29 protein-coding genes are annotated in these 26880 nt (G+C 41.1%); 19 read left to right on the top strand and 10 right to left on the bottom strand.

Annotated elements, in window-relative coordinates; all coding sequences use genetic code 11:
• Positions 1-139 precede the first annotated feature (139 nt).
• The 10 genes from QM629_RS05720 (at position 140) to QM629_RS05675 (ending at position 8982) form a co-directional block, all read left to right on the top strand.
• Positions 140-2050: a DUF5722 domain-containing protein gene (locus QM629_RS05720; RefSeq protein ID WP_415158099.1), complete on the top strand. Its 1911-nt coding sequence runs from the start codon at positions 140-142 to the stop codon at positions 2048-2050.
• Between the two features lie 31 nt (positions 2051-2081).
• On the top strand, positions 2082-2912 hold the full coding sequence (locus QM629_RS05715) for a glycosyltransferase family 2 protein (RefSeq protein WP_415158097.1): 831 nt from the start codon (positions 2082-2084) through the stop codon (positions 2910-2912).
• On the top strand, positions 2912-3781 hold the full coding sequence (locus QM629_RS05710) for an NAD-dependent epimerase/dehydratase family protein (RefSeq protein WP_415158095.1): 870 nt from the start codon (positions 2912-2914) through the stop codon (positions 3779-3781). Before QM629_RS05715 ends, QM629_RS05710 begins: the two co-directional genes overlap by 1 nt.
• Positions 3778-4986 carry a polysaccharide biosynthesis protein gene (locus QM629_RS05705; RefSeq protein ID WP_415158093.1) on the top strand — a complete coding sequence of 403 codons (1209 nt, stop codon included), beginning with the start codon at positions 3778-3780 and terminating at the stop codon, positions 4984-4986. Before QM629_RS05710 ends, QM629_RS05705 begins: the two co-directional genes overlap by 4 nt.
• 2 nt (positions 4987-4988) lie before the next feature.
• Positions 4989-5690: a sugar transferase gene (locus QM629_RS05700; RefSeq protein ID WP_415158091.1), complete on the top strand. Its 702-nt coding sequence runs from the start codon at positions 4989-4991 to the stop codon at positions 5688-5690.
• A gap of 103 nt (positions 5691-5793) precedes the next feature.
• On the top strand, positions 5794-6849 hold the full coding sequence (rfbB, locus tag QM629_RS05695) for a dTDP-glucose 4,6-dehydratase (RefSeq protein WP_415158089.1): 1056 nt from the start codon (positions 5794-5796) through the stop codon (positions 6847-6849).
• A 19-nt stretch (positions 6850-6868) separates the two neighbouring features.
• Positions 6869-7144 (top strand): hypothetical protein, encoded by a 276-nt coding sequence (locus tag QM629_RS05690; RefSeq protein WP_415158087.1) that lies wholly within the window; start codon positions 6869-6871, stop codon positions 7142-7144.
• Between the two features lie 14 nt (positions 7145-7158).
• Positions 7159-7710 (top strand): dTDP-4-dehydrorhamnose 3,5-epimerase, encoded by a 552-nt coding sequence (rfbC, locus tag QM629_RS05685; RefSeq protein WP_415158085.1) that lies wholly within the window; start codon positions 7159-7161, stop codon positions 7708-7710.
• A gap of 112 nt (positions 7711-7822) precedes the next feature.
• Positions 7823-8680, top strand: coding sequence for a glucose-1-phosphate thymidylyltransferase RfbA (gene rfbA / locus QM629_RS05680; RefSeq protein ID WP_415158083.1), 858 nt, complete (start codon positions 7823-7825; stop codon positions 8678-8680).
• A gap of 128 nt (positions 8681-8808) precedes the next feature.
• Positions 8809-8982 (top strand): hypothetical protein, encoded by a 174-nt coding sequence (locus QM629_RS05675; protein WP_415158081.1) that lies wholly within the window; start codon positions 8809-8811, stop codon positions 8980-8982.
• A gap of 30 nt (positions 8983-9012) precedes the next feature.
• On the opposite strand, the gene QM629_RS05670 is transcribed toward QM629_RS05675, so the two are convergent.
• The 7 genes from QM629_RS05670 to QM629_RS05640 form a co-directional block, all read right to left on the bottom strand.
• Positions 9013-9303: a hypothetical protein gene (locus QM629_RS05670; RefSeq protein ID WP_415158079.1), complete on the bottom strand. Its 291-nt coding sequence runs from the start codon at positions 9301-9303 to the stop codon at positions 9013-9015.
• 289 nt (positions 9304-9592) lie between these two features.
• Complete coding sequence (locus QM629_RS05665; RefSeq protein WP_415158077.1) at positions 9593-10615, bottom strand: aldo/keto reductase; 1023 nt, start codon at positions 10613-10615, stop codon at positions 9593-9595.
• Between the two features lie 248 nt (positions 10616-10863).
• A complete protein-coding gene (locus QM629_RS05660) occupies positions 10864-11295 on the bottom strand; it encodes a hypothetical protein (protein ID WP_415158075.1) in 432 nt (143 codons plus the stop codon).
• Positions 11296-11402: 107 nt separating this feature from the next.
• Positions 11403-12518: a glycosyltransferase family 4 protein gene (locus QM629_RS05655; protein ID WP_415158073.1), complete on the bottom strand. Its 1116-nt coding sequence runs from the start codon at positions 12516-12518 to the stop codon at positions 11403-11405.
• A gap of 107 nt (positions 12519-12625) precedes the next feature.
• Positions 12626-12973: a hypothetical protein gene (locus tag QM629_RS05650; RefSeq protein ID WP_415158071.1), complete on the bottom strand. Its 348-nt coding sequence runs from the start codon at positions 12971-12973 to the stop codon at positions 12626-12628.
• Between the two features lie 54 nt (positions 12974-13027).
• Positions 13028-15493, bottom strand: coding sequence for a penicillin acylase family protein (locus QM629_RS05645; RefSeq protein ID WP_415158069.1), 2466 nt, complete (start codon positions 15491-15493; stop codon positions 13028-13030).
• 44 nt (positions 15494-15537) lie between these two features.
• A complete protein-coding gene (locus tag QM629_RS05640; protein WP_415158067.1) occupies positions 15538-15951 on the bottom strand; it encodes an OsmC family protein in 414 nt (137 codons plus the stop codon).
• A 78-nt stretch (positions 15952-16029) separates the two neighbouring features.
• Here QM629_RS05640 and QM629_RS05635 point away from each other — a divergent pair, with 78 nt between their 5' ends.
• Entirely contained in the window at positions 16030-16359 is a 330-nt protein-coding gene (locus QM629_RS05635) for a tRNA-binding protein (protein ID WP_415158065.1), read from the top strand.
• A gap of 59 nt (positions 16360-16418) precedes the next feature.
• Complete coding sequence (locus tag QM629_RS05630) at positions 16419-16919, top strand: methylated-DNA--[protein]-cysteine S-methyltransferase (RefSeq protein WP_415158063.1); 501 nt, start codon at positions 16419-16421, stop codon at positions 16917-16919.
• A 26-nt stretch (positions 16920-16945) separates the two neighbouring features.
• Here QM629_RS05630 and QM629_RS05625 read toward each other — a convergent pair whose 3' ends face one another.
• The gene (locus tag QM629_RS05625) at positions 16946-18040 is read right to left on the bottom strand and encodes an FAD-dependent oxidoreductase (protein WP_415158061.1); all 1095 of its coding nucleotides are present in this window, start codon (positions 18038-18040) and stop codon (positions 16946-16948) included.
• Between the two features lie 125 nt (positions 18041-18165).
• Complete coding sequence (locus tag QM629_RS05620; protein ID WP_415158059.1) at positions 18166-18894, bottom strand: sugar transferase; 729 nt, start codon at positions 18892-18894, stop codon at positions 18166-18168.
• 214 nt (positions 18895-19108) lie between these two features.
• Between QM629_RS05620 and QM629_RS05615 the strand changes: the two genes are divergently transcribed.
• From QM629_RS05615 to QM629_RS05595, 5 genes are all read left to right on the top strand, one after another.
• Entirely contained in the window at positions 19109-20530 is a 1422-nt protein-coding gene (locus tag QM629_RS05615; RefSeq protein WP_415158058.1) for an MBOAT family O-acyltransferase, read from the top strand.
• A gap of 18 nt (positions 20531-20548) precedes the next feature.
• Complete coding sequence (locus tag QM629_RS05610) at positions 20549-21526, top strand: hypothetical protein (RefSeq protein WP_415158057.1); 978 nt, start codon at positions 20549-20551, stop codon at positions 21524-21526.
• Positions 21519-22433 (top strand): sulfotransferase, encoded by a 915-nt coding sequence (locus QM629_RS05605; RefSeq protein ID WP_415158056.1) that lies wholly within the window; start codon positions 21519-21521, stop codon positions 22431-22433. The genes QM629_RS05610 and QM629_RS05605 overlap by 8 nt, the downstream gene beginning before the upstream one ends.
• Positions 22434-22460: 27 nt before the next feature.
• Positions 22461-23399 (top strand): sulfotransferase, encoded by a 939-nt coding sequence (locus QM629_RS05600; RefSeq protein ID WP_415158054.1) that lies wholly within the window; start codon positions 22461-22463, stop codon positions 23397-23399.
• Between the two features lie 93 nt (positions 23400-23492).
• On the top strand, positions 23493-24611 hold the full coding sequence (locus QM629_RS05595) for a glycosyltransferase (protein WP_415158052.1): 1119 nt from the start codon (positions 23493-23495) through the stop codon (positions 24609-24611).
• Positions 24612-24734: 123 nt separating this feature from the next.
• On the opposite strand, the gene QM629_RS05590 is transcribed toward QM629_RS05595, so the two are convergent.
• The gene (locus QM629_RS05590; RefSeq protein WP_415158050.1) at positions 24735-25493 is read right to left on the bottom strand and encodes a L,D-transpeptidase family protein; all 759 of its coding nucleotides are present in this window, start codon (positions 25491-25493) and stop codon (positions 24735-24737) included.
• Positions 25494-25813: 320 nt separating this feature from the next.
• Here QM629_RS05590 and QM629_RS05585 point away from each other — a divergent pair, with 320 nt between their 5' ends.
• Positions 25814-26422 (top strand): C40 family peptidase, encoded by a 609-nt coding sequence (locus QM629_RS05585; protein ID WP_415158048.1) that lies wholly within the window; start codon positions 25814-25816, stop codon positions 26420-26422.
• A gap of 158 nt (positions 26423-26580) precedes the next feature.
• Positions 26581-26787 (top strand): hypothetical protein, encoded by a 207-nt coding sequence (locus QM629_RS05580; RefSeq protein ID WP_415158046.1) that lies wholly within the window; start codon positions 26581-26583, stop codon positions 26785-26787.
• The last annotated feature ends 93 nt before the right edge of the window (positions 26788-26880 follow it).

The following is a 26880-nucleotide window of genomic DNA, read 5'->3' as shown; positions in this document are numbered from 1 at the left end:
AGAAAAAGATTATTCAACCAAACAAACAACATATAGGTAAATTAATTTATAACTGTTTTAATCTTAAATAAAAGTATAAACGTTTGCTGCATGTAACTATTCAGGCTCGGCTTTTGCATAAGTGTAAAAAATTCTCTGTATGTTTAATTTACTTTTTCAAAAAATAAATATAACCCACTGTATAATCCTGTTTTTTTCATTAATGCAGCTTAACGGTTTTTCACAGGATGTGGCAACACTTAAAAACAATAACGTCATATCGTATATAAAGGCCCGGTTCCCCAACAAAATAACAGATGTGATTGTTGATAAAAATACGGTTACGGTAAAAGGTATTATTTCAGGCGCTTCCCAAAATCTTTATTTATGCGAGTTGCGCATGTTTGATGAAATTACAATTTCGAAAAAAGATTTCGTATCTGCAACGCTTCTAAAAGCACAAGGTTCTAATTTTCAAATCCAACTGCCAAGAACAGCCTCTGCAAATAATGAAACATACGACAGGCTTTATTCGCGTTGGATTATTACTGCTAAAAACGGCGCTAACTACCAGGCGCAATCGTATGCCCATTATGCAGAAGATATAAATGAAGCAGCCCTGCAATATTTGCCGGAAGAAAAGCCAAATGGGAAAAAAGGCCTTGAAGGATTTTTCCAGGAAAGCCGTGAATCAGACTTACAGGATTTAGGCATTCAAAATATAACAATGAATATTACTTTGCCCCAGGTTATCAGCCTGGAACCAACACAGTATTCATATAAATTTTGTAATAAGACATATTACCTCAACCCCAACACCATACAGAAATACGACAGGCAAATTAAACTTTGCAGCGATAATAACATTTATGTAACAGCAGTAATACTTATTCAGCAAAATATAGCTCAAAACATAAAATCTATTCTTGTACATCCTGACGCAAATACAGGCGTTCAAAGCATGGCTAATATCACGTCACAACAAGGATTTGATTATTATGCAGCGCTGATTGGTTTTTTGGCTGAAAGGTATAGCCGGACTAATAAAGAATATGGCCGTATCTCAAACTGGATTGTTCATAATGAAGTTGATAATGGTATATACTGGGCCAATGCCGGTAATGCCAAAATGGAATATTATACTGAATTATACGACCGTGTGCTTCGAACAACCTATTACACGGTAAGGCAGTACAATCCGGCTGCAAAAGTTTTTATATCATTAACCCATGCATGGGCCACTACTGTTCAGCCTGCCTACTATGCTCCTCAGCAAATGCTTGCTTTATTAACCGATATGAGCAGCAAGCAGGGCGATTATGAATGGGGTGTGGCATTTCATCCTTATCCCGAAGATTTATCTAACCCTTCCACATGGAATGATAAAGGTGCAACAATGGATTTGAATACTACTAAAGTTATCACACCCAAAAATATTGAACTGATTGATGAATGGATGCGTATGGAAACGCATTTATATAAAGGCCAAAAAGTGCGTACGCTTCTTTTTTCAGAACAAGGCGCTAATTCAAAATCATATAGTAAAGAAGATATGCTTGCACAGGCAGCGGTAATAGCTTATATGTGGAAAAAATGCAGCCGCTTACCCAGCCTTGAATCTTTCGATTATCATGCCCAATGCGATAACAGGAACGAGCGCTTTAAATTTGGATTATGGACCGTAAAAACCGGCACAATAGCAACACCCGATCAAAAGAAAACCTCGTGGTACATTTATCAGAAAGCAGGAACATCTTCTGAAGATAGTGCACTCGTATTTGCGCTTCCCATAATCGGCATAAGCAATTGGGCGCAGGCTTATAATAATTTAACCGGCACTATCATGCCCTATACAGTTACTTTTAATGTAACAAAAGCAGGCGTTCCTTTAAAGGGCGCATCTGTATTTTTTAATGGGGAAATGCATAAAACCATAAATGGCGAAGCCGTATTTTACAATGTAGCCGCTTTGTCTAAAAACAGGATATACAGCGTACAGGCTGATGGCAAAACGGTGAAGCAGGCAAACGTTGTAATAACGAAACCTCAAACAATAACGGTGAAGCTTTAGCTGTGTAAGCAAGCATATTATTAAGCAATTAATGAACGAATACCAACTTACTGCTTCAATAGTTTTATACAAAAATGATGACCTGGTTAAACAGGCCATTGAATCATTTTTAAAAACAACATTAAAAGTAAAACTTTATTTAGTTGATAATTCGCCAACCCGCGAATTGCAAACAAAGCTTGCCGCTTATATAAAGGATAAAAGGATTGAATACATATTTAATGGTGCAAACATTGGTTTTGGTGCAGGGCATAATGTTGCCATAAAAAAGATTATTGAAACCTCCGCGTATCATCTTGTATTGAACCCGGATGTAAGTTTTGACGCTGCTATTTTACCGGAGCTTTTACATTACATGCAAGCCCACAATAATGTTGGTGTTGTTATGCCAAAAGTTTTATATCCTGATAATTCTGTTCAATACCTGGCCAAACTGCTGCCACGTCCTTTTGATTTTTTTGTAATTCGCTTTTTACCCTTCGCTTTTAAAAAAAGCCAGGATGTTTTCAGGTTGAAACAATCAGGGTATAACAAAATAATGAACGTACCATTTCTTTCAGGCTGCTTTTTAATTTTCAATACCGGGGCTTTAAAGAAAGCCGGCTTATTCGATGAAAAAATTTTTATGTACACCGAAGATATTGATATCGTACGGCGTATTATATCGTCGTCATATAAATCTGTGTTTTATCCGTATGCGCACATCTATCATCATCATGAAAGAAAATCGTTCAAAAATCTAAAGGTTTTTGGCATTTACCTTAAATCAGCGCTATACTATTTCAATAAATGGGGTTGGTTTTTTGATGCTGAAAGAAGAAAAATTAACAGGTTAACACTTGACCAGTTAAAGCAATCATAGTGAATATTTTAGTTACAGGTGCAGGCGGGTTTATCGGCAGCAGGCTGGTTGAAATGGCGCAGCCGGAATTTGGTGTAAAAACATTGTCATTGAGAAATAAAGAAATTTCCACACCTGATTTAAATGGTGCAGATGTTATCATTCACCTTGCAGGCAAAGCCCATGAAATGAAAAAAATAAACGAACAGGCTTATTACGATATTAATTACACACTAACCAAAAAGCTGGCAGACAAAGCAGTTCAAAAACATATTCCGCATTTCATTTACATCAGTACACTTAAAGTTTACGGCGATGAAACTGATATTATTTTGAATGAAAATTCACCCTGCCAACCCACTGATGCCTATGGAAAAAGCAAGCTGCAGGCAGAAGAATATTTACAAAGCCTGCAGCCTGAAATAAAAGTTGCTATAGTACGCCCGCCATTGGTATATGGCGCAGGCGTAAAAGGTAATATGTTGCGCATGTTAAACCTCTGCAGTAAAAATATACCATTGCCTTTTGCAAAAGCCGGCAATAAACGCAGCATGGTATTTATTGATAATTTAATTGAATTGATATTTGCCATCTGCCGGCAACAAAAGGCCGGCGTTTTTTTGCCGGCAGATGATAAAGCTTTATCAACAGACGAATTGTTGGCTTACATGCAAAAGGCTTTTAAAAACAACACATCTTTGGTTAGCCTGCCTCCTGGTTTGCGGTATCTTTTGAAAAAAATAAGACCCGCTTTATATAAACGCCTCTTTCAATCGCTGGTTGTTGATAATGTGCAAACCAATAATATGCTAAATTTCATTCCGCCTTACCATCCAAAAGAAGGCATAGCTACAATGGTGAACTGGTATAAACGCTTACATAAATTATGAATACAATTTTTAATACAGAAGCATTCATCAAAGAAAAAATAATACACCGGCAGGAGAGCTTTTTTAAAAATGATCTTGAAAAATTTAAAAATGATCTTGAAAAAGAGATAAAGAATAAATCTGTTTTGGTTATCGGCGGCGCCGGCACTATTGGTTCCAGCTTTATTAAGGCACTCCTTGCCTACAGTCCCGGCAAGCTGGTTGTGATTGATATAAATGAAAATGGGCTTACTGAACTGGTGAGAGATTGCCGCAGTTCGAGCACAATAAAACTGCCTGAATACTTTAAATTTTATCCATTAAACTTCGGCTCAGGTATCTTTAAAAAGATTTTTGAAACGGAAGCGCCGTTTAATATTGTAGCCAATTTTGCTGCCCATAAGCATGTGCGCAGCGAGAAAGATGTGTTCTCTATTGAAGCCATGATTGAGAACAATGTGTTGCATGCAAAAAGTTTGCTGGATGTATTGGTTCAACAGCCACCACAACATTTTTTTTGTGTATCAACGGATAAGGCGGCTAACCCGGTGAACATCATGGGCGCCAGCAAAAAACTAATGGAAGAGGTAGTACTGGCTTACTCAAACGATTTTACTATTACCACGGCAAGATTTGCCAATGTTGCGTTCTCAAACGGCAGCTTGCTCGCCGGCTTTTTAGAAAGGGTAATGAAGCAACAGCCATTATCATGCCCGAGCGATGTAAAACGTTTTTTCGTATCGCCGCAGGAAGCCGGGGAATTGTGTTTGCTGGCCTGCGTGTTGGGGAAATCAGGCGATATATTCTTTCCCAGGCTAAGTGAAGATGAGATGGTTAATTTTTCAGATATAGCTGTTGGGTTTATCAAAGAGTTAGGTTTTGAACCGGAAATTTGTATAACAGAAAATGAAGCGCGTGAAAAAGTGTACCTTATCAAAGAAAAAAAATATCCTGTTTATTTTTTTGCAAGCGAAACATCCGGTGAAAAATTATATGAAGAGTTTTATACGGCCGATGAAGAATTAGACCTGGATAAATTTTCTTGTTTAGGCGTTATTAAAAATGCAGAAAGAAAAGATAAGGCGACGCTGAATAATATCATCCGCCAGGTTGAAGCATTATTTTCTTTAAAGGCCGGAAAGCAGGATGTGATTGCTTTATTACATAAACTTTTGCCTGGCTTTAAGCATATAGAAACAGGAATGAACCTCGATCAAAAAATGTAATTATGTATTTGTTTATAAAGCGCTTGATTGATATAGCTTTTTCAATTACTGTTTTAGTTCTGTTACTGCCTTTGTTTGTGCCCTTAATTATTCTTTTACGCTTAACCGGCGAAGGAGAAATTTTTTATTACCAGAAAAGAATAGGATGGCATAACCGGTATTTCCATATTATAAAATTTGCAACCATGCTTAAAAACAGTCCGAATATGCTAACAGGAAGCATAACGGTAAAAAACGACCCAAGGCTTACCCCAATGGGTAAGTTTTTGAGAAAAACAAAGCTAAACGAATTGCCGCAAATACTTAATGTTCTAAAAGGCGATATGAGCTTTGTTGGGCCACGGCCGCTGGTTGATGCAACTTTTAATGCTTATCCTGCTGAAATGAGGGATAAAATTTACGCATCCAAACCAGGCATTACAGGTATTGGCTCTATTGTTTTCAGGGATGAAGAATCATTGATATCAAATGCCAAATTGCCGCCACACCAGTTTTACAGCGCTTATATCGCACCTTATAAAGGCGAGCTTGAACTTTGGTATAATAAAAGAAAATCCCTGGCGGTTGATGCGGTCATATTTTTTGCAACCGTTTGGGTGGTAGTGTTCCCATCAAGCAATATCATTTATAACATATTTAAAGACCTTCCACTGCGCCCCGATTTTGTTTATGCGCAAAGCGTAGAAAAGATAATGGCGCAATAGTAAGCGTATCCTGTATAATCATTATTGGTGGTTTAAAAAAATAAATAATCAGGCTTTCTTATTTCAGCAAGAAAAATCTAATAATAATTTTAAGTTTGCCCCCATGTCTAAACACATCCTCATCACCGGCGGCGCCGGTTTCATCGGCTCACATGTAGTACGGCTATTTGTAAACAAATATCCTGATTATAAAATTGTAAACCTCGATGCACTTACTTATGCAGGCAATCTTGAAAATTTAAAAGACATTGAGCATGCACCAAACTATATATTTGAACATGCCAATATTTTAGAGCCTGATGTTTTACAGGAAATCTTTGAGCAGCACGATATTACCGATGTCATTCACCTGGCCGCAGAAAGCCATGTTGACCGCTCTATTTTATCGCCAATGGATTTTATTTATACCAATATTGTGGGCACGGTAAATCTCTTAACGGCTGCAAAAAATTACTGGAAAGATGAGCTCAGTAAACACCGTTTTCATCATGTATCTACCGATGAAGTGTATGGCACTTTGGGTGATACAGGTTTCTTTACTGAAGAAACAGCATATTCACCCAACTCACCTTATTCAGCCAGCAAGGCTTCTTCCGATCATTTCGTGCGGGCTTATGGCGAAACATTCCATATATCATTTGTAGTTACCAACTGTTCCAATAATTATGGCCCCAATCATTTTCCCGAAAAGCTCATTCCTTTATTCATCAATAACATCATCAATAAAAAGCCCTTGCCTGTATATGGCAAAGGGGAGAATACAAGAGACTGGTTGTATGTTATAGATCATGCAAGAGCCATTGACCTTGTTTTTCATGAAGGAAGAAACGGGGAGCATTATAATGTGGGCGGTTTTAACGAATGGAAGAATATTGACCTGGTAAAACTGCTTTGCAAGCTGATGGATGAGAAATTAGGCCGCGAGGCAGGCGAAAGCGAACAGCTTATTACGTATGTGAAAGACAGGCCGGGCCACGATTTGCGCTATGCTATTGATGCCACAAAAATTAATAAAGAGCTTGGCTGGAAGCCTTCCGTAACCTTTGAAGAAGGCTTAAGCAAAACTATTGACTGGTATTTGCAGAACGAAGAATGGCTGAAGCATGTTACCAGCGGCGAATATCAGAACTATTATACAGAACAATACAGCAACAGGTAAATAATTTATCTTTGCATGGATGGCAGAATCCTTAAACATATCAGACGTACGTTTATATAATTTGCATAAAAACAAGTTTGGTGAAAAGGAAGCGGAAGAATTTGTTTCACTTATCAAAGATGAAGTAAACAATAGTTTTGATGCTAAAAAGGATATACTTGCCACTAAGGAAGACATTGCAAAGCTGGAATTAAAAATCGCCCAGACAGAAACCAAAATGATTCTTTGGGCATTTGTTTTTTGGGTTACCCAGTTAGGAGCCGTTTTCGCTTTTTTAAAATTTATACCGCACTAATTTTAATTCTTTTAATGCAAATAGAAGCCACCCCTTTACAAGACTGCTATATTATTCACGACACGGTTTTTGCAGACAGCCGTGGCTATTTTTTCGAAAGCTTTAATGCACAAAAATTCACTGAGCTTACCGGTGTAAATACACCCTTTGTACAGGACAATCAATCATCTTCCACACGTGGCGTATTGCGTGGCCTGCATGCGCAAACAGGCGAGCATGCACAGGCAAAACTGGTGCGGGTTTTAAGCGGCAAAGTACTCGATGTTGCCGTTGACCTGAGAAAATATTCTCCCTCATTCGGCAAGGCCTTTTCCATTGAGCTTACGGGCGACAACCACAAACAATTATACATTCCGCGCGGCTTTGCCCATGGCTTTGTGGTATTGAGCGATACGGCTGTTTTCTTTTACAAATGCGATAATTTTTACAATAAAGAATCCGAGCTTGGGATTTTGTATAACGACCCGCAGTTAAACATCAACTGGCAATTGCCCAAAGCAGATATTATACTTTCGGAAAAAGATAAAAACAATTTTTTACTGGCCGATGTTTTGCATCGTTTATAAACATTTACCATTATCAATAAAACATAATTCATGGTTTATATGTTTACACATTTACCGTAGTTAATAACGCGTGAACCTGTGAACCTGTAAACGTTTAAACTTACAAACACAAATGAAAGGAATTATACTGGCCGGCGGTTCCGGCACACGCCTCTACCCTATCACAAAAGGCATCAGCAAGCAGATCATGCCGGTATATGATAAGCCCATGATCTATTACCCGCTGTCGGTTTTAATGCTGGCAGGCGTCAGGGAAGTTTTAATTATCACCACACCGGATGATGCCGCGCAATTTAAAAGGCTGTTAGGCACAGGAGAAGAACTTGGCTGCCATTTCTCTTATGCAGTGCAGGAACAGCCCAATGGCCTGGCGCAGGCTTTTATTATTGGCGAAGAATTTATTGGCAGCGAAAAAGTGGCCCTGATATTAGGGGATAATATTTTTTATGGGTCAGGCTTTAGCAAACTGGTGCAATCCTTCAATGATGTGGAAGGCGCAGCTATCTTCGCTTATGAAGTGAATGACCCTGAACGCTACGGCGTGGTTGAGTTTGATGCGCATTTAAAAGCTTTATCCATCGAAGAAAAGCCCAAGCAGCCCAAATCGAATTATGCTGTTCCGGGTTTATATTTTTATGACAATGAAGTCATCAGCATTGCAAAGAATATAAAACCATCGCCACGCGGTGAGTACGAGATCACCGATGTAAACAAAGTGTACCTGGAACAGGGCCGCCTGCATGTGGGCGTAATGAACCGCGGCGTGGCCTGGCTCGATACCGGCACATTCGATTCATTAAGCGATGCCTCTGAGTTTGTAAGGGTGATTGAAAAACGCCAGAGCCAAAAAGTAGGCTGCATTGAAGAAGTGGCTTACAGAATGGGCTTTATAGACCGTACACAGCTTTTAAAGCTGGCAGATTATTATTTCAAAAGCGGCTATGGAGCGTATTTGAAAAATCTGAAGTAAAAAAGCCGGTTTTTCACACAGGGCGCTTCCACTATTATGGCTTCGCCCAGGCTGCTTCACCACAGGACATTTATAATGTTTCATTATGATTTATTATTTTTGGGCAGATAATCATCAAACCAAAAAATATGTCTGGACATACTTCTCCAAGCGATCCAAAAAAATTTACCGTAGTGCTTTTTACAGGTTTTGTTACTGCATTTGTATTTACCATGCTGATGATGCTGTGGCACGGCGATTTTGAGCATAATGAGCACGGCGAAAGGCATTACAATACGGCCGTTGTAGAACCATCATATTAACCCGGCCTCGATTGCATACTTGTTCAGTGGTTATTGCAGAAAGTTTGCCGCCAGGTTTTCCCATTCCTCATCCAAACTAACGGCAGGCCTTTGCGCATGGGCACGCCTGTACCAGTAATCTGCATTCCAGATATCTCCTTCTTTCCTGTGCAGGTAAGCGTGCACCCGGCAGGAATTTTTATCATCCAGCGAATCAATCAAAGCATGTGCTTTATCCCAGTTTCCCCTGGCATCCCACCACAAAGCCTCTATATATAGCGGCAGCGCTGAAGGAGGCACTTCAGCATTTTTAATGGTTAGTAAAAATTCGTTATAAGTCATTAGTACAAGAAAGTTAATATTTTAGCGTGAGTTCGGGATAATATGCAGTATGCCCATCATTTCCACGATAGGAGAAATCTCTCGAAATGCAGCCAGCAAAAAAATCATGAGACCTCTCCTGTCCCCGAGGTGACGACTCAACTTCATAACAAAACTCAACAACATAATATCCAATCAGCATTTCAATTTCTTATCCCGAACTCACGTTATTTTAAAGCTCCGGAAATGCATGCAATTCATGAGATGATTAGAAGGGCCTTCAGAATTTCCGTGCATCGGCGCCAGATGCTTAATTGCGCTTTTCAATTTTATCATAAAAGCCGCCATACGTATTTAACCGAACATTATCTTCTTTAAAAAACTTCATCGGGAAACCTAAATCAATCGCGCTTGCTTCATCAAGGCGCTGCATATATTCTCCGGGAATAGTAACATCAACCGTTTTTAAATTCTGCTCAAGCTGTGAAAGCTTTGTTGCCCCAACAATCGGGATTACAGAAAGCGGTTGCTGCATCGTCCATTTCAAAGCAACATGCGCTGGCTCAACGTCTAATTTTTCGGCAATTGCCATCACTTCTTTTGTAATGCGCCGGCTGTTTTCATCCAGCCGGTTACTGCCCTCTTTTATTCTTCCGGGATCGCCGCGCAAATACTTGCCGGTTAATGCACCGCCCGCCAGCGGCGCCCAGGGTGTAACCGTCATACCAAAATGTTTTGCCACAGGCAGCAATTCACGTTCAGGCGTGCGCTGCAATAAGCTGTATTCAACCTGCAATGCAATAAACCGGTTCCAGCCCATTAATTCTGCCATCGTGTTTCCCCGGGCAACCACCCATGCTGGTGTATCGCTTATAGCAGCATAGTTTACCTTGCCTTGCTTTATAAGGTCATCCAGGCCGCGTAACACTTCATCAATGGGTGTAAGATCATCCCATATATGCAAATACAGCACATCAATAAAATCTGTTTGCAGGCGCTTCAGGCTTTCTTCCACACTGCGCATCATATTCTTGCGGTTATTGCCGCTGGCATTGGGGTTGGTTTTGTTATCATGCAAAGAATACTTTGTTGCTATAACAAAATAATCCCGGTCGCAGGCATGTGTAAACTCACCAATTATTTTTTCACTGGCGCCAAGCTTATATATGTTTGCGGTATCTAAAAAATTACCGCCGGCCCCGGCATATTTTTCCATTATGGCAAAGCTGGTTTCTTTATCTGCGCCCCAGCCATTTTCTGTTCCAAAACCCATTGTGCCAAGGCATAATTCGGATACTTTCAAACCGCTTCTGCCAAGTAATTTATATTTCATTTTTACAAATGTAATAAAGGGCCTGCAGGTTGTACCCTTAAAGATTAAAAGAGAAATTCGCTGGCAGCGCGTTAGGCTTTTTTATAGCTTAACACACAGGGATAAAAAAATACCTTTAAAATAAAAAAGAGGAAGTCTCAAAAGTAAACTGAAGGCTTTGAGAATCGCTTAAACGAAAACTTTCTCCATCAAGGTATCCGAATAAAAAAGAGGTTGACTCGACTTTTGAGACAGCCTCTTGTAATGCTTTAAGATACACTTTCTGTACCAGCATCTTCGGGTGTGGGTGCTGGTGCTTCAGGTGCCGGCTGCACATCGGTAGTTACCGGAGGCAATTCAGGTTGCGGAGGTGCTGCTGCAGCTTTCTTTGGCGCTGCTTTCTTTACGGCCTTTTTGGGAGTGGCTTTCTTGGCAGCCTTCTTTGGCGTTGCTTTCTTGGCTATTTTTTTAGGAGCGGCTTTCTTAGCAGTTTTCTTTGGCGCTGCTTTCTTTACAGTCTTCTTTGGAGCAGCCTTCTTCGCCACTTTTTTAGGAGTGGCTTTCTTGGCAGCCTTCTTTAATGTCGCTTTTTTTATTGCCTTTTTTGGCGCTGCTTTCTTTACAGCTTTTTTAGGAGCGGCCTTCTTGGCAGCTTTCTTTGGCGCTGCCTTCTTTATAGCCTTTTTATTTGCTTTTGCCATGATGTGAATTTTTCTTTTATATAAATGGATTGTAAGGTAAAAATGTTTTACAAATATCAATCCATTCGCAAATATTTTTTTTGTTTTTCTGAAATTTATTCATACAGCTAATCCTTAAATAAAGGCTGAAGCTTCTTTACAATGTTGCGCCAGGCATAATAATCATAATATTCCTGCGGCGTATCAGCATGCATGCTTTTATTATGGGTTATTTCATGAACGAAAGCTACAGCATCCTTGTCATTCACAATCTTAATTTTCTCCCCGCAAACGGAAAGCTCTATGCCCGCAGCGCCGGATGCGCAGGATACTACAGTTACGCCATAACCCATGGCTTCCACAATTTTTGTTTTAACGCCACCGCCGGTTATAACAGGGTTTATGAAAATATCAGCCGCTTTAAAATAAGCATATACATCATCTACAAAGCCCGCATATACAATATTCTTATCAGCGTAACTCCCAAGGGCATTGTACGAAGCCGGCAAGCCTCTTCCGCATATAAGAAAACGGTAATTAAAAGACGGCACTTTAAGCAATAAGGGATTTAATTCATTCAATATAAATAAAAGGGCGTCAAGGTTAGGTTTGTAATCCAGCGTGCCATTGAAAAAAAGCAGGGTCGCATCAGCCGGTATGTTATGCTTTTGATATATGGTTTCCTTTACGGCCTGCTTGCCAGCCGGCATTTTATCAATATCAATCCCAAAAGGCACAAGCACGGCGTTTTCTTTTTTCACCATGTTGCCGGCTATGGCAAACTGAATGTCTTCCCTGGTTTTGAAGAACACTTTATCGGCCTTTCTGTAAACTGCGGTTTCATAAATCTTTAAAAAGCCATGCCACCATTTGCCGATCGTTCTGAAGCGCTCATATTCTATATTATGGGTATGAACAAACCATCTTACACCGAGGCTTTTCTTTAAAATCCATCCCATCCAGGCCATATACGGATGTTCGGTAATAACATTTTTTATGCCCTTTTGTTTTATTATTTTTTTAATGCGCAAAACATAAAACGGGTTTATATACCTCCTTTGCTCTTTGCTGAAAAGCGGTACCATGGTATAAGTGTCAGCAAGGCTTACATCGTTATCTTCTACAGAAACAACAGTGAGATCGTTTGGGCCGCCAAGATATTTGCAGAAGATGGCAATGCCTTTTTGCCCGCCCATTTGCGCGGGCAGTATTTTGTAAGAAACAATATCGAGAATTTTTGCCACAGGAATAATATTCGCCGCAAATAACGGGATAAAAGAACAGCTTGCCGGCGGAATTAACGCTTTGCAAAGAAAGTAATAAAGGCGAGGTGACCCGCCTGGCGCTCCGGTTAGTCAGCAGGCCTGCGCACAAAACTGCCCGTTAATCCGGCGAAGCCTGAAACAAGGCCGCCTGTAAATGCCGTTACAAAAATCAGCAGGAACGATGAGCCGCCCAGGGGCAATAGCGTTGCAATTTTCTGAGAGAGCAAATGGTCATTCGCGCCGTCAATGATAAGCGCCATCACTGCCCATAACAAAAATAAACCGAGGAATGTGGCCAGGAAGGCAGCAAGCGCTTTTTGATGAATAAGCAATGCTATCACAAATGAAGTAACCGCAAAGCTCCACCAGGTAAAATACAATGGCGCTGCATAACCCAGCAATGCCGTAAGTGCAACCACAACTACAAACTTCATATTCATTAAAAAATTAAATGTCTATAATCAAAATCGTCCCGGTTAAATTATCCTTTATTTTTCAAAAACCATCCTGCCCAGGTTATCTTTTTTCCCGGCAATATCATTTTTGCTGTACAGTTTTATGTGATAATATTTTCCGGCCACCCATGTATCAATAAAGTTGTCGTAATATCTGCTTCCGGGGTTGCCGCTTTGCCCGCCGGGATAAACGCCATACGCATTGATATCATCCGTTAATTCAACCACCATTCTCCAGCTTGGCCCATGATTTTTTTTGAGCGCATTAATGATGTTTTCGCCACCGCCTGCATTTATATGCAGCCTGCTGAAGGCTGCTATCTTAAGCAAATGGTTTATACCGCCGTCTTTAAACTTGCCCCAGGCCAGTGCATTATCACGCTTTGCTTTTTCCAATGCCGGTATAATGCTTTTAAACGCTTCCGTAACATCGTCTTTTAATGTTTCTTTCTGTGGCGTATTGATATTATCTGCAAACAGGGCCACAGAATCCTTCAACATACTTTTTACTAAGGTGGGCGGTTCTACAGGCGGCACAGGCAAAGAAACCTGGTGAAGCTCATCATCATATATTTTGCCTATACAGCTATCCATCCACAGGCCAAAAACAGTAGCGCCTTCTGATACTGCATCACTCATTAAATTCCATGATGCCACTATTGACAGGTATCGTTTTTCCTTATCATTCAGCCTGGCATAATCAACCTGTTTCAGCAATAGCGGAAGGGCTTTTTCCGCCAGCAGATTATACTCATTGTTCTGCAGCTTTTCCATATCATCTGTTGTAATGTTTTGCATAGATGATAAATAACGGTTAATAAGCCAGCTTCTGTATAAGGAATAGAAGCCGGGCATATAAAAAGGATATGTTCGCACATCGTAGGCAGATTGGTTGGCGCTGCTTACAAACCCCCTTTCGGGGTTATGCACGGCCATTTCCAGGCTGTCGGGAATGTAGCGCTGCCAGGCATAGCTGCTGTCGGCGCCCGGCATAATAAAATCGCCCTGCCTGTACCATAATGCAGGAAATTTTCCCGCCTGGCGAATGGCAATATCCCCGCTTTTATCTGCAAAAACAAAATTTTGCCCCGGGCAACTAAATGTAGAAACAGCATCAAGATAATCATTATAATTTTTAGCCCTTACCAGTTTCAGAATGCAGGCAAGATCATCGCTTTCCTCATGCGCCTGCCAGTGCAGGACGTAATATTTACCGGTGTGCAGTTTATCAGGATAGTGCGGGTCGTACATTACCGGCCCCCAAACAGTAATGGCAATACGTTCCGTATCATCCGGCTTGTTTCTTATCTTAATTACCTCATTGCGTATTTCTGCTTTGCGCCAGTTGCCGTTAAACCAATATTCCTGCATGGTGCTGTCGCGAAATTTCACTTCATAATAATCTTTTACATCCCGTTCCGCATTGGTTAAGCCCCAGGCTGCATTTTCATTAAAGCCTATCAGCATATTTGGTGCGCCAGCCAGCGAAACGCCGTAAGCATTAAATGCCGGCGTTGATATCTGCATTTCGTACCAAAGCGAGGGGAGGTTTAAGCCCAAATGCGGATCATTGCATAAAATAGGCCTGCCGCTTTTTGTTTTGCTGCCGGCGACAGCCCAGTTATTGCTGCCATTATCTTTATCGGGCTTTATAGCGGGGCTTTCAGGCGCTGCTGCCGTTTTAAAATTAAAGTATAAAGAATCGGCCGTGGCAGGCGGCGCTGAAAATTTCAATGCATTTAATTTAGGCAGCGGTGTTGTTATAACCGGCTGCATCGAATCCTGTATGTACGGGAACAATGCCTCATATTGCGCTTTGGTAAGGATTGATTTTACATTCGTTCTTTCAAAATCTTCTTCATAACCCGCAAGATCATAAGCCATATATTTTGAAAGCAATGCCGATTTAAGGTTCGTCCAGGGTTCAGGTTTATAATTAAGCAGTTTATACTCTAAAGGATAATCTTTTTCCCGCAGCGTGCCTATGTAAGCGTTTACACCGGCTGTATATGCATCGCAGGCCGCTTTCATTTGCGGATTGCTTTCTATGGCATGCAGGGCTTTTTCTGCCGCATACACCATTCCCAGCCGCCTGAAGAATTTATCAACCTTTAAAAAGCTGGTGCCGCTGGCAGAATCGCCCATTATCTCGCTCAGCCTTCCGCCGGCAGCATACATTTGAAATTCCATTTGCCACAGCCTGAATTTTGCATGCAGGTAGCCCTGCGCAAACCAGGCGTCATTTTCATTGTCAGCATACACATGCGGCACCAGCCTCTCATCAAAATAAACCACTGTTTTGCCCTGCAATTGCGGGAAACTGATCTCCTCATTAAACGTTTCATTTGCAGGTTCGGCATTTTGCCAGAAGCCCTTTTGCGGCGAAAGGAATAAGCCAAAACGGGGCGTTTTGCTGCCGTGCAAAGTTTGCTGGCTGTCTAAAAAATAAATGAGCGCAATTGTTATAACAGCAGCAATAACACACCCTATAATCCTCATGCAATGAGATTGATTGAATTAATAAAACAGGTTACAAACAATGGTTAAGCTTCCAGCGTTGCTTCAGATGAAATTTTCAGGTTCAGCACCTTGCTGATGGGGCAATTTTCTTCCGCATTCTTTACGCATTCAGCAAACTTCTCCTTGCTTATGCCCGGCACTTTGCCTTTTACAACGAGATGCGAGGCTGTAAGCGCCCCATTCTCAAAATTAATACTGGAAGTGGTTTCAAGGCTTTCCGGCGTAAAACCGGCCTCCCCCAATACAAAACTTAATTTCATGGTAAAGCAACCGGCATGTGCAGCCGCAATCAATTCTTCCGGGTTTGTGCCTGTACCTTCTTCAAACCTTGATTTATAAGAATACTGCGTATTGCTTAATGTGCCGCTTTGCGTGGTTACTGTGCCATTTCCTTCTTTTCCTGAACCGTTCCAAACGGCCGTTGCATGTCTTTTCATAAAGATTATTTTTTTGTTATTAATTTACAAACCGGTTTATAGGTACAAATTATAAACAAAATTCACTAATAACAAAATATGATAAGCTGGGAAGATTTTGAAAAGATAGATATACGCTGCGGCACCATTACAGAAGCGCTTGATTTTCCAAATGCAAGAAAGCCGGCCTACCAGCTAACGATTGATTTTGGCGAGCTGGGCATAAAGAAATCATCGGCCCAAATAACACATCATTATGCAAAAGAAGATTTAAAAAACAAACAGGTTGCGGCCATTGTAAATTTTCCCGTAAAACAAGTAGCGAATTTTTTCAGTGAATGCCTGGTGCTTGGCGTGTATGATGAAAACAATAATGTGGTGCTGCTGCAGCCGGAACGGAAAATAAAAAACGGGATGCAGGTGGGATAGAGAAGCTGTGAGCTACGAGCTGCAAGCTGTGAGCCGTAAATTATGAACTATTAAGATAGATGGAAGAGCTCTACTACACATATTATCAAAGCCCGATTGGCATGATAAAAATTGCGGGCACAGACCATTACATTGCCGAGCTATCGTTTATTGATAAGCCGGAACAAATGAAACATGGCGAGCCGGGCATAAGTGAAGTGATGCATCAGTGCACGGAACAATTAATAGAATTTTTCAGCGGCAAGCGCAAAGAGTTTGATATTCCTGTTCACCAGACCGGCACTTTTTTCCAGCAGAAGGTTTGGGGCGAATTATTACAGATACCTTATGGCAAAACCATTTCTTATCTTGAGCTGAGCCGTCTTGTTGGCGATGAAAAAGCTATACGCGCCGTAGCGGCTACCAACGGGAAAAATAAGATCGGCATTATCATTCCCTGTCATCGCGTTATTGGCAGCGACAAAAGCCTGGTGGGATATGCAGGCGGTGTATGGCGCAAAAAGTGGCTGCTGCATCATGAGTTTAAGATTTCACATGGCATACAAACTTTGTTTGACTGAATCAGGCTTGCTCCCCGGAAGGTATCTCAAAATCTTTCAAGTATTTCATAAGCCAGTTTCATGGCCCGGCCCACTGCCTGGTCCATATCATAATACCTGTATTCGCCAAGCCTTCCGCAAATAAGCACATTGTGCAGCTTTTGGCTTTCGGCCTTATACTGTTCATATAATTGTTTGTTTTCCCTGTCAGGAAAAGGATATTCAAAGTTCACCGGGTCTTCCGGTGTAAAAGGCGTTTCATGGGTAAGCAATGTTCCTTTCACATCATCCTTTTCATCAGGATGCATTAAATGCTTCCATTCAATGGTTCTTATGCGCGGGTCTTCAATATTGGGGTAATTTACCTGTATGCAGGGCTGGTATTGTTCTGTGTTTTCCAGATATTCTATATGCCGGTTTTGCCCACGATATTTCAGTTTGCCGTATTTATAATCAAAAAACTCATCAATGGGGCCTGTAAATACCAGCATCTTTTTAGCCACCACTGTATTTCTGTTCTGCAGGTAATCTGTTTTAAGCTGCAAAGGAATGCCGTCAATCATATTGCGCACCATTTCCGTATAACCATTGCGCGGAAGCGCATTCCATTTATAACCGGGCGTAAGCGTTTGAATATTGGGTTTATTAATGGTAATTCTTACAGCAAGCTCTTTATCAAGGCTGGCTGCTTTTACGCCCCACTGCTTTTCTGTATATCCCTTTACAAACAATTCATATAACTGCCGGGGCATTTTTGCGAGACAGGCTTCCTCAAAGTTGGATGGATCGCCCTTAAACAGGCCTTTTTCCCAGTTTTTACCGGCGATCTTCTCAATATAATCCCGGGTTACCGGCCAGTTGAGACAGGCCCCATCAACTTTTGACCGTATGGTAGCAGGCCAGTTATAAAAAGCGGTAAAGCGGTTTAGGAAATTCCATATTTTTTCAGAACCGCACCTGAAATAGTGGGGGCCGTATTTATGTACCATGGCGCCGCATTCATGCCGGTAATCGTACACATTACCGGCAGGGTGATCTTTTCTGTCAAGAATAATTACGTCCTGGTTATGATCGGCCAGAAAGCGTGCAATGGTGCTGCCCGTTAGCCCGGCGCCCACAATCACGAAGTCTTTTTCCACCATTAACAAATATAAATTTTAGTACAATGCATTCTCCCACACGGTATATTTCAAGTTCACCTGTAGAGCCGCTACCGGGGGCGGCCGGAAAATTATACAAGTACCGGAAAGTTTGAGGCAGGAGCCGGTTAATACGCCCCCTTGCCCGACAACACGACGATAGGCGTTTGCATGAGTATCTTCATATCAAGAAGAAAGGTATAATCTGCAATATATTGTGTATCGTGCGATATCATGTATGCTGCACTCGTATTATTCGCACGGTCCCTTATCTGCCATAAACCCGTTATGCCAGGGCGCACAAGGCAACGCACTTCTTTAAATTCAGGATAAGGCACCAGCATAAAAGGCACCAGCGGCCTGGGGCCTACAATGCTCATATCGCCCAGCAGTACATTAAAAAGCTGGGGCAGCTCATCTATACTTGTTCTTCTTATAATTTTCCCGATCCACGTTACCCGCAAATCATTTTTATCTTTATGCAGCACACCTTTTTCAGCTTTTTCCAGGTGGCATTTCTGCTCATGGCGTTTTCCACTATGGTCTGCAATCATTGAGCGGAATTTATGGCATTTAAAATGTACACCGCCATAACCCACCCTGTCTTTACTATACAACACCGGGCCCCTGGACGTGCATTTTATAAGAAGCGCTACCGTTATCAATACCGGGGCAAAAAGTATAATGAGCGTCAATGCTGCAATAATATCGAACACCCGTTTAAGAAAAAGCTGGAATGATTTTTCATGAATGGACTGTTGAATGGTTTCAAAAGCCTCCTCTCCCTGTCCGGCGTTGACATATACAGGAATAACATTAGCATCTTCTGCAACGTTGGTGGTTAAGCGTGGTTTCATAGTTAATTGCCTGGTTTAAACAGGATACTAAACAAAGATATTTGTTTTGCGAAAAATAAATTCCAGGAACCATAAATAACCCGGGAAGAACATATTTCTATTGGTTAACGTATAATATCATCAAATAATTTTTTTACCCGGCTGCATGCATGATACCAGAATTTACTGTTTACGGGGATAAATTGGTATCATTGCGAAAAACAGCTGCCTTTACATGTTATTTAATTCTTTGGCATTTGTCGGGTTTTTTATCATTGTAACATCACTTTTTTTCCTGCTGCCTCATAAATACAGGTGGCTGTTGCTGCTTATAAGCAGTTGTTACTTTTATATGTCGTTTCTGCCCATATATATTTTGGTATTGGGCTTTACGATCATTATTGATTATTTCGCAGGCATCCTCATTGAAAAAAGCGAAGGCAGAAAAAGGAAATTATTTTTATGGTTAAGCATAGCTTCTAATATAGGCATACTTGGATTTTTCAAATACTTCAATTTTATTAATGATAACATATCCCTGCTTTTAAAGCTTTTTAATTTTACGAGCCCCTTTCAGGACATCAGTTTTATGCTGCCCATAGGTTTGTCGTTTCACACCTTCCAGGCCATGAGCTATACGATAGAAGTTTACCGGGGCAATCAGCGATCCGAGCGGAATTTCGGCATATATGCTTTGTATGTAATGTTTTATCCGCAACTGGTGGCAGGCCCCATTGAGCGCCCGCAAAACATGATTCACCAGTTTTATGAACCCAAAAAATTTGAATATGAACGTGTGGTTGCCGGATTAAAAATTATATTATGGGGATTTTTTAAAAAACTGGTGGTGGCAGACCGGCTGGGCATTTATGTAAATACAGTTTTCAGCAATCCTTATCATCATAGCGGCTTAACATTATTTACAGCCGGCATGTTTTTTTACGTGCAGATATACTGCGATTTTTCCGGCTATTCCGACATAGCTATCGGCAGCGCCCGCGTAATGGGTTATAACCTGATGGAAAATTTCAGAAGGCCATTGTTTGGCAGAAGTTTTGCCGACAAATGGTACCGGTGGCATATTTCGCTTTATACCTGGTTCAGGGATTATGTTTACACGCCGCTGGCAAAAAAAGCAAGGCGAAACCGGCTTAAATTGCTCAGTTATGTGGTATTGATCTTTACGCTGAGCGGTTTGTGGCATGGCGCCAACTGGACCTATATTTTATGGGGCATGTCTGCCGGCTTAAGCATTGTAATAGAACGCATTTTCCAGGATAAAGTGCGCCCGCATAAATTTATAAACAAAAGATGGATGACTATTCTTGGCACCACTATACCAATAATAATCGGGTGCATCATGCTGGTTTTTTTCAGGGCTGCTACCATTACCGACGCATTTCACATATTAGGTGCCATCATTAGTTTTAAAAGCGGCCATTTTTTTAAAGGCACGCCTCCTGTTAACTTTTATTATTGCCTGATGGCCGTTTGCATGCTGCTGACAGTTGAATTTTTCCAGGAATATTACCCGCATGTAAAGCTTGTAAATAATAATTCGGTTATAATAAGATATGCCGGTTATCTTCTGGCCATACTCGCTATATTAATGATCGGAGTGTTTAACGGGGGCCAGTTCATTTACTTTCAGTTCTAAGAAAAACACAACAGGTTAATGACAAGGGAAGAAATACATCATGTTATACGGTTTTTTAAAAAATTATTCATCCTGGCGGCCCTGCTTTTTGTGCTCGACAGGGGCCTCGGGCTATTCTTTCAATATTTATATGAAAGAAAACCGCCGCCCGATATACAGGCTTTCAATCATGTAATGAATACGCCATTGGAAGACGTTTATATTTTCGGAAGCTCAAAGGCGGTGCATGGTTATGTAAGCAATGTTTTTGCCGATACACTTGGATTAACCTGTTTTAATGCAGGCCGGGAGCAAACCAATATTTTATATGCCGATATTGTAATGAGCGAGATGCTGCGCAAACATGCTCCCAAACTGGTTATTCTTGATATAACCGCCAAAGAAACCGTAGCCCACAACATGGAAGCAAGCAAGCTGATACTTGCCAGCCTGATGATACCACATATTAATACAGACACTTCTTTTTTACGCATAGGCAAAGCGCTTTTTCCAAAAGAGGTTTTTGCAGCCCGGCTATCTGTATTGCAGCGGTATAATTCGCAGGTGCTGCCGCTTTTAACAGGCGCCAGAAAAAACCGTTTTGAAGAAAACGGCTACCTTCCCGTTCATGGCTCTAAAGTTGAGGGCGATATGCCCGCCTTTCAGGACAAAGGCGAAAGCTACGATACCACGGCAAAAAACTATTTTGAGCACTTCGTTACCATGCTGCAGGCAAAGCATGTAAAGCTGATCGTAATACAATCGCCGTATTACGTGCAAAAATTTACCACTTCGCCTTCATTGGACGCGCTAATGCCCATCATTAAGAAATACAATGTTGAGTACCTGGATTATTCCTTCAACCCGGAATTTTTTAAGAAAGATTATTTTTACGATAATGTGCATTTAAACGATAAAGGCGCTCCTATTTTTTCTGCAAGGCTGGCTTCAGATTTAAGGAAAGATTTTGAGAAAAACGATACTGCGCTTTTAAGCAAACTGCAAAGCCATGAATGATTTTTTAAAGAAATATGAACACCTCCTTAAAAAACCTGTTATCATTTTTGGCACAGGCCGTTCCGGCACAACCATAATTTCCGAAATCATTTTTCAGCATGAAGACCTGGCCTGGCATTCCAACTGGCAGGAGCTGTTTCCAAAATTTGCGCCCATCAATTACCTGCGCCGTTTATTTGACAATACGTATTGGCGGGTTATTGGCATGAATACGCAAAACAATAAATCATTCCGGAATTATATTTTATTCAGGCCGATTGAACGGTACGATTTCTGGGAGGCGGTTACAGGCAGGCGCATAGATTTCTCCCGCAGCTTTTTGCTGAATGAAAAAGCTACGCCGGAAGAACGCGAACATATACGCAGTTTTTTTGCGCGGATAGTTAAATATCAGAAACGCAAAAGACTGGCCATAAAAATTACCGGCCCGTCCCGCATGGAATATTTAATGAGCGTTTTTCCTGATGCGCAGTTTGTGCATATCCGGCGCGACCCTGTAGCAACGATCCGCTCCTGGATGGAAATTTACTGGAAAGAACAAATTATCCACCAGCTTTGGTGGCAGGGCGCTTATACGGAAGCCGAGTTGAAAAAAGCTGAATCTTTATCCTCCAACAAATTCTTATTTGCCGCTTTTCAATACAAAAAGCTGATGGAAACCACACAACAGGAGATTGAAAAAATGCAACCGGATATTTATTCAACTTCGTATGAGGAATTTGTAAAGGATCCGGAAGGATGTATAAAAAAGCTGATGGATTTTCTGCATTTGCAGCCATCAGAACTGGTTGACAAATTCATGCATACATTATCCATTGCTAACCGTAATGAAAGAAAAGCGGCCTCAGAAAAATCGGAAATAACACCTGAAACCAAACGGCAAATAATGGAAATTGTAAATGCCTGACGGTTTTCTATATTAAACCTGCAATAAATGGCTGAAGGCGAAAAATATCTTGACAGGCCCATTATCATCATAGGCAGCGGGCGCTCCGGCACCACCATCATGTCTGAAATTATTTTTCAGCATGAAGACCTGGCCTGGCATTCCAACTGGCAGGAATTAATCATTTTTACGCCATTGATCAATTTATTAAGGCCGCTTATGAACAACAGGCTCTGGCGTTTTAGAAAGTTTCATAAGTATATTGGCGTAAACAAGAATACAAGGCAGAAGCACCGGTCTAAAATTGACCTGGTATTATTCAACCCCATTGAGCGGTACAGGTTCTGGGAGTATATAACCGGCAAACGCATAGATTTTTCCCGCAGTTTTTTAATGAATGAAAAAGCCACGCCCGCTGAAGTGAAACGCATTCGCTCCTTCTTAAATAAACAGGTTAAATACCAGGGTAAAAAAAGGCTGATCATGAAGTTTACAGGCCCTGCCCGCCTGGAATATTTAACGAGCGTTTTTCCCGATGCTATAGTTGTAAATGTGGTGCGTGAGCCCGTGGCCACCGTTCGCTCCTGGCTTGAAGTGGGCTTCTGGCAACGCATGGGCATTGATAAATTATGGTGGCGCGGCGCTTATACGCCCGAAGAAATTGCCTTTGCAGAAACCATTAAAAACAAACCCGCATTGCTAACGGCATTGCAATACAAAAAGCTGATGGAAACCGCACAGCAGGAAATTGATAAGCTGGGTTTGAAGGTGTATGAATGCAGGTATGAAGATTTTGTAAAGGCCCCCCAAGCCTTTATACATAAAATGATGGATTTTATGCAGCTGCCGCCATCAAAGCATATAAATGCCTATCTTGAAAACATGATCGTTGATAACCGCAATGAAAGGCAACCCGCTTCTGAAAAAAGCGCAGTGCCGGAGGAAACGAGGCAGCAGATACTTGCAATAACAGGGAATTATTATTAGTTCCCAGGTTCACGGGTTTACAAGTTTAATTGTTAACCTGTGAAGCAAACAACTTGTGAACTTATGAACCCGTGAACATTTGAACTTTAGTGAATGAAGAAAATAAAAACAGCCCACGTAATCCGCGTATTCAGCTATGGCGGCGCAGAAGTGTTGCTGCGCGAATGCTTTGCCCATCCATATTTTAAGGAAAACGTTGCATCTGACCTATATATTCTCGACCATAAAAAGCTGGGGCTTGTGGAAGAAGCAAAGCCCCACGTTAATTCCATTCGTTACTATAAAATATCGAACTGGAAATTTTTTATTGCATACGCAAAATTTTTAAAGCATATAATCGCAGGGAAATATGATGTGGTGCATATACACCTGCCCGCAGCAGGCTGGATGACCATTCCTGCAAAACTCTTTAACCGCAAAACAAAATTTGTTTACAGCGAGCATAATCTTGTAAGCTTTTATGCAAAATATAATTATTACCTCAGCGGCCTGGCCTATGGCTTCTTTGATTGCCTTATTTATGTTTCGCATGAAGTGGGCGAAGTGGTGCGCAGGGTGCAGAAGGGCTGGTTTTTCAAAACAAAAAAAGCGGTTACTATTCCTAACGGTATTAATACGGATAAATTCACGAATGTGCATCGTTGTTACAACGATGTGAACCATAATTTCACGGTTGGGCTGCTGGCAAGGTTCCGCCCGCAAAAACGCGTTGACCGCTGGGCCGAAGTAGCTGCAGAAGTGCATAAGATGAACCCAAACATAAAATTTTTAATGGTGGGCAACGGGCCGGATGATGAGATGCTTCGCGCAAGAATAAAATGCTTAAACATGGAAGGAAAAATTGAATTGCCCGGCATGCTGAGCGATACAACAAGCGCTTTTAAACGGATTAATATTTTTTTACTCACCAGTGATTTTGAAGGATTGCCACTGGCGATTATAGAAGCTATGAGCGCCGGTTGTGTGCCTGTAGCAGGCAATGTGGGCGGTATTAAGCAACTGCCTTTTGATGGCTTTGGTTATAAGTTTGACGACTTTAATGCAACAGCCATTGCAAAGGTGATTGCAGCCTACGCAAATGATCCTGAAAAATTTAAAACGGAAAGCTTACAGGCAAGAAATTTTATTGAATGCAATTATTCGCTCACTAAACAAGTGCATGAAATAGTAGCTTTATATAAAGCGCTGAACGCTGAAGTAAACCTGGTGTAGGATGTACTGCGGTCGGCCGCGGCAGTAGCCTGGCCGAAGAAAAAAGGCGCATGAACACGTTCTTCCGGTTATCCGTCACATCAGCTTCGCCAACTGATGGATTTGCGATGCAAATATGCTGACCTAATCCAATACTACATAGCTGCCTTTATCGTCAATTGAGATCACAGGCAGCCTTTTTTCCTTCTCAAAATAATCATACACTTCTTTCAATTTATCTGCAAAGGCCTGGAGGCCGGGCTGCTCCTTGGTTACCTTTTCAAGATAGGCGATGCTTTTGGGATTACTGAAACGTATGGGATAAATGTGCACGGGAATAAAGTCCTGCCCGTTACTCTTGGCGCTCATAGCCAGGATATATAATTCTTCTATCTGCGGGTCCTGAATGGGAATGCAGCCAACCGTTATGCAGCTTCCATGAATATAAATATCGCCGCCCGGGTTAAGCCTATTTGTAGTGCATACGATCTTGTCTGAAGCATTGGGATAATTTAACCCCAGCGACATGTGATAATTGCTGTTAGGCTTAAACTCGTTGATGTAATAAAAACCTTCGGGCACCTGGTAATCTCCCTGCATACGCTTGGGGCCTAAAGTACCGGCCAATGCACACACAGAATAAGTTTTAAACAATTTAAATGGCTCACCCTGGCTGTTGCGCACCCACACCTCCAGTTGGCTGTCGTATTTAAAAGAACGGATATACATTTGTTTCACCGGCCATTGCAAACCGGCAGCTGCCAGTTGTTTTTTTAAAGTATCTGCCTTACGGTTTAATGCCTCGCTAACACGGGGAAAACTAGCCTGGTAATTCATAAACGACGGCTGGGCCGCTGCATACAAACTAATAAAAATCATTGCCGCTGAAAGAAAAGATTTCATTCGTACAAGTTTGTTTTTTTAATGGTCTCATGGAACGCCCTGATGTACATTCCCCTGTGTGTTGAATACATTTTACATGGGCGTTTCATCCGTATATTTTTATTTTTTTCAATGGTCGGATGCCTGCCTGTCCGGCAGGGAACGCCTGAATACACATTAATCTTTACGATAAAAATTTAATACGGGCGTTTCATATCTGCAAAATAATTTAAAATTGGTGTGTTATGAAATTATCCATTTGTTAATGTTAAATCTGGCTTTATTTCTGCGGAAGAGGTATGTTATCCTGTACGGAATGATTTTTGAAACTTCTGCAAACTATGCGATATGTAATAGCAATATCATGCCTTGTAATAATATTCGTTTCGTCGTTATTGTTGCTGAAGATCAAACAATCGCAGGTTATATTTAAATCAAAAGCTGACACAATCGTTATCAGGTCAGGAACAGATCAGGACACTTCGGTTTACAATCCTCATATAGATTCTGTTAATGAATTATATATCAATACAGGTAAAACACAACCGGCAGAACTGGTAAGCTACGCAGAAACTTTGATTGGCATACCTTACCTGTATGCATCAAGCAATCCTGCTGCAGGATTTGATTGTTCGGGATTTATAACGTACGTCTTTAATCATTTTAATATACAGGTGCCACGTTCATCTGCTGATTTTACCAATGTGCCGCATGAAGTTTCTATAAGTGAAGCAAAACCCGCTGACCTGATTTTATTTACAGGCACAGACAGCAGCTCTCATACAGTTGGCCACATGGGTATTGTAGTTCAGCACGAAAACGGTCTGCTGTTGTTTATACATTCCACATCAGGTAAGGCTGATGGCGTAACCATTACACCTTTGAATGATTATTATAGAAGCCGCTTTGTAAAGGTTGTTCGTGTTTTTCCGCAAAATGAGAACTCCTGATAACAATTTTTCTGTAACCATTCATCACTTATTTTATCCGGAACGCTTAAAAGAAGCGTATTTTGCTTTTCCAGTCTTTAAGCTAAACATCCCGGCGAAACTTAACCAGCATTTATTTTATTCATTCAAATAAAAACCTGTATGAAAAAATTTCAGGGTTGGTTGTTTGCAACCTGCTGCTTCTTTATTTTATGCTTTCCTGTTCCGGGCCAGGCGGTCATAATCTTAATTACGAGGTAAGCGAATCAGGAACATATTTTTCCATTCGCACCAAATATGATAAACAGCGATCAAAAAAAGTTGACAGGTTTATGGACAGGTATTTTGAAAGAAGTCAAATACCACCTGCAAAGCAGGTGGCTTAAAGAAGCAGCCCAAAGGGCTATATTCCAAGGTTCATCTGCGTAAAATCTTTTCCATCCCTTTCCTCTTTACGTTCTTCCTCTTCCTGATATTTT

This window comes from Parafilimonas sp., from assembly GCF_047606085.1.
Classification (GTDB): Bacteria; Bacteroidota; Bacteroidia; order Chitinophagales; family Chitinophagaceae; genus Parafilimonas.
Note: the sequence above shows the minus strand (reverse complement) of the source record. Positions and strands in the feature narration are given on the sequence as shown.

Excerpts from the sequence above, each read along its gene's own strand:
- QM629_RS05720 (WP_415158099.1), top strand. The coding sequence starts at position 140 with ATGTTTAATTTACTTTTTCAAAAAATAAATATAACCCACTGTATAATC.
- QM629_RS05715 (WP_415158097.1), top strand. The coding sequence starts at position 2,082 with ATGAACGAATACCAACTTACTGCTTCAATAGTTTTATACAAAAATGAT.
- QM629_RS05705 (WP_415158093.1), top strand. The coding sequence starts at position 3,778 with ATGAATACAATTTTTAATACAGAAGCATTCATCAAAGAAAAAATAATA.
- QM629_RS05700 (WP_415158091.1), top strand. The coding sequence starts at position 4,989 with ATGTATTTGTTTATAAAGCGCTTGATTGATATAGCTTTTTCAATTACT.
- rfbB (WP_415158089.1), top strand. The coding sequence starts at position 5,794 with ATGTCTAAACACATCCTCATCACCGGCGGCGCCGGTTTCATCGGCTCA.
- QM629_RS05690 (WP_415158087.1), top strand. The coding sequence starts at position 6,869 with ATGGCAGAATCCTTAAACATATCAGACGTACGTTTATATAATTTGCAT.
- rfbC (WP_415158085.1), top strand. The coding sequence starts at position 7,159 with ATGCAAATAGAAGCCACCCCTTTACAAGACTGCTATATTATTCACGAC.
- rfbA (WP_415158083.1), top strand. The coding sequence starts at position 7,823 with ATGAAAGGAATTATACTGGCCGGCGGTTCCGGCACACGCCTCTACCCT.
- QM629_RS05675 (WP_415158081.1), top strand. The coding sequence starts at position 8,809 with ATGTCTGGACATACTTCTCCAAGCGATCCAAAAAAATTTACCGTAGTG.
- QM629_RS05670 (WP_415158079.1), bottom strand. The coding sequence starts at position 9,303 with ATGACTTATAACGAATTTTTACTAACCATTAAAAATGCTGAAGTGCCT.
- QM629_RS05665 (WP_415158077.1), bottom strand. The coding sequence starts at position 10,615 with ATGAAATATAAATTACTTGGCAGAAGCGGTTTGAAAGTATCCGAATTA.
- QM629_RS05660 (WP_415158075.1), bottom strand. The coding sequence starts at position 11,295 with ATGGCAAAAGCAAATAAAAAGGCTATAAAGAAGGCAGCGCCAAAGAAA.
- QM629_RS05650 (WP_415158071.1), bottom strand. The coding sequence starts at position 12,973 with ATGAAGTTTGTAGTTGTGGTTGCACTTACGGCATTGCTGGGTTATGCA.
- QM629_RS05645 (WP_415158069.1), bottom strand. The coding sequence starts at position 15,493 with ATGAGGATTATAGGGTGTGTTATTGCTGCTGTTATAACAATTGCGCTC.
- QM629_RS05640 (WP_415158067.1), bottom strand. The coding sequence starts at position 15,951 with ATGAAAAGACATGCAACGGCCGTTTGGAACGGTTCAGGAAAAGAAGGA.
- QM629_RS05635 (WP_415158065.1), top strand. The coding sequence starts at position 16,030 with ATGATAAGCTGGGAAGATTTTGAAAAGATAGATATACGCTGCGGCACC.
- QM629_RS05630 (WP_415158063.1), top strand. The coding sequence starts at position 16,419 with ATGGAAGAGCTCTACTACACATATTATCAAAGCCCGATTGGCATGATA.
- QM629_RS05625 (WP_415158061.1), bottom strand. The coding sequence starts at position 18,040 with ATGGTGGAAAAAGACTTCGTGATTGTGGGCGCCGGGCTAACGGGCAGC.
- QM629_RS05620 (WP_415158059.1), bottom strand. The coding sequence starts at position 18,894 with ATGAAACCACGCTTAACCACCAACGTTGCAGAAGATGCTAATGTTATT.
- QM629_RS05615 (WP_415158058.1), top strand. The coding sequence starts at position 19,109 with ATGTTATTTAATTCTTTGGCATTTGTCGGGTTTTTTATCATTGTAACA.
- QM629_RS05610 (WP_415158057.1), top strand. The coding sequence starts at position 20,549 with ATGACAAGGGAAGAAATACATCATGTTATACGGTTTTTTAAAAAATTA.
- QM629_RS05605 (WP_415158056.1), top strand. The coding sequence starts at position 21,519 with ATGAATGATTTTTTAAAGAAATATGAACACCTCCTTAAAAAACCTGTT.
- QM629_RS05600 (WP_415158054.1), top strand. The coding sequence starts at position 22,461 with ATGGCTGAAGGCGAAAAATATCTTGACAGGCCCATTATCATCATAGGC.
- QM629_RS05595 (WP_415158052.1), top strand. The coding sequence starts at position 23,493 with ATGAAGAAAATAAAAACAGCCCACGTAATCCGCGTATTCAGCTATGGC.
- QM629_RS05590 (WP_415158050.1), bottom strand. The coding sequence starts at position 25,493 with ATGAAATCTTTTCTTTCAGCGGCAATGATTTTTATTAGTTTGTATGCA.
- QM629_RS05585 (WP_415158048.1), top strand. The coding sequence starts at position 25,814 with ATGCGATATGTAATAGCAATATCATGCCTTGTAATAATATTCGTTTCG.